Source organism: Spirulina sp. CCY15215 (genome assembly GCF_016888125.1).
GTDB lineage: Bacteria > Cyanobacteriota > Cyanobacteriia > Cyanobacteriales > Spirulinaceae > CCY15215.
The window spans coordinates 1-1,812 of record NZ_JACSWA010000617.1 but is presented as its reverse complement, the minus strand read 5'-3'; the positions used below and the strand labels follow the sequence as shown (position 1 = coordinate 1,812).

Genomic DNA, 1,812 nt, shown 5'->3' with positions numbered 1-1,812 from the left:
TTTCTGAAATTCGCGAGCGAGAATATCGGAGTACAAGTAACCAACCTTTAGAAATGCGACCATTATTACTCAAATCCGATCCCTCTGATTGGCAAACGTGGGAAAGTTTTTCGCATATCATCAATGAATTTACAAAAGATGAGTGGAAAAATCGGCGTAATAAAGTCAAAGCATTGCGAGAAGTGCTGCGACGCGGCTCGAATGCTACCAAAGAGTTTCTTACAGCTTATCAGTTAGAAAAACTTCCCGAACTTCCTGATTCTGTAGAAGACAGTACACGCACGACTTTAGCTAAACAAGGTTGGTTAGGTGACACTTGTGGCTATTTTGACGCAATTGAAGCGATTGACTTCTATTTATTACTGGGAGAAAACTTATGAGCTATTATAAACTTCAAATTCACTTACTGAGCGATACAACATTTGGCAGAGGTGATGGTGTTGCCGGATTGCTCGATCGCGAAGTGGAACATGACCAATATGGTTTTCCTTACTTGCGAGGACGCACTTTAAAAGGTTTAATCAGTGAAGAGTGTGACAATTTGATTGCCACTTTGCCCCACAATCGCCCTTATTGGCAAAGCATTGCAGGTGACTTATTTGGCAGGCCGGGTAGCACTCTCGATACAATTGCAGCTATTCATTTTGGAGATGCTTGTTTGCCAGACGATCTGCGTCAAGCAGTTGCCTACCAGATTAAAAAGAATAAATTTACTCGGGCTGAAATTTTAGATTCTCTGACTACTATTCGTCGGCAAACTTCTATTCACTCAGAAACAGGAGTACCCGATCGAGGAAGTTTGCGAACATCTCGTGTTATAGTGCGCGATCTAACTTTTACTGCTAATTTAAACTTTGCCAAGACACCATCAGAAGATTTGCTCGGGTTGCTTTCTGTTGGAACAAAAGCGCTCAGATATTTAGGAAGCGGACGCAATCGCGGTCTGGGTCACGTGCGTTGTACTCTAAGCGATCATCAAAATAATCCTTTAACAATCAATCTTAACCACTTTTTTTCACCACTGGAGAAATAATTATGCCTGTCATATCACTCAATTTAAAAACACTACAACCTCTCCTAGCAACTTCTTTTCAAGGCGATCCAAACAGTGATGTCTCCTATGATTACATTCCCGGTAGCATGATTCGTGGTGCTTTAATTGGTCGATATCTAAAGAATTATGGAGCATCAGAATTAGATTTAACCAAAGAAGAGGTCAAACGCCTATTTTTTGACTCAAACAAAACTCGTTATCTTAATGCTTATCTAAGGAGTAAAAAAGGAAAGCATCGTACCTTACCAATTCCTCAATCTTGGTACAAACAAAAAGGTGATGAGTTTATAGGAGAGCAATCAATTTCTATTTATGATTTGAGTATTGAAAAAGATGATGAACAAGATGATAAACCGAAACCACTCAAATCTGTAAGCGGACAGTTTTGTACTGTTGAGCAAGGATATATGCAATTTTATCAACCCGATCGCCGTATCAATATTCATAATCAACGCGATCGGCGTAAAGGTCGCTCTAGTAAAAGAGAGGATAGACCCGATAGTGAAGGCGCAATTTTTCGATATGATGCCCTAGATGTGGGGCAAGTTTTTCAATCTATTATTCTCTGTGAGGAAAACGATCTACCGCTATTTGAGAAATTACTGACTCAATCGGACTTATGGTTAGGAGGTTCTCGTAGCGCCGGTTATGGACATACACTGCTTTCTTATGAAATTCACAACGATCTTGATTGGCAAGAAGTCCAAACATTTGGTGACGATGAATTAGATTCAGATGATATAGTTGTTACTCTCTTG

General features: G+C 39.9%; 2 protein-coding genes and 1 pseudogene. All 3 read left to right on the top strand.

The features are described from left to right. Positions 1–380 (top strand): annotated as a pseudogene (locus tag JUI58_RS25585) (hypothetical protein); the annotation flags it as partial. Then, positions 377–1,033: an RAMP superfamily CRISPR-associated protein gene (locus tag JUI58_RS25580; RefSeq protein ID WP_204106690.1), complete on the top strand. Its 657-nt coding sequence runs from the start codon at positions 377–379 to the stop codon at positions 1,031–1,033. The pseudogene JUI58_RS25585 and the gene JUI58_RS25580, both read left to right, overlap by 4 nt. A 2-nt stretch (positions 1,034–1,035) precedes the next feature. Beyond that, a partial coding sequence (locus JUI58_RS25575) for an RAMP superfamily CRISPR-associated protein (RefSeq protein WP_204106689.1) occupies positions 1,036–1,812 on the top strand: 777 nt, incomplete at its 3' end.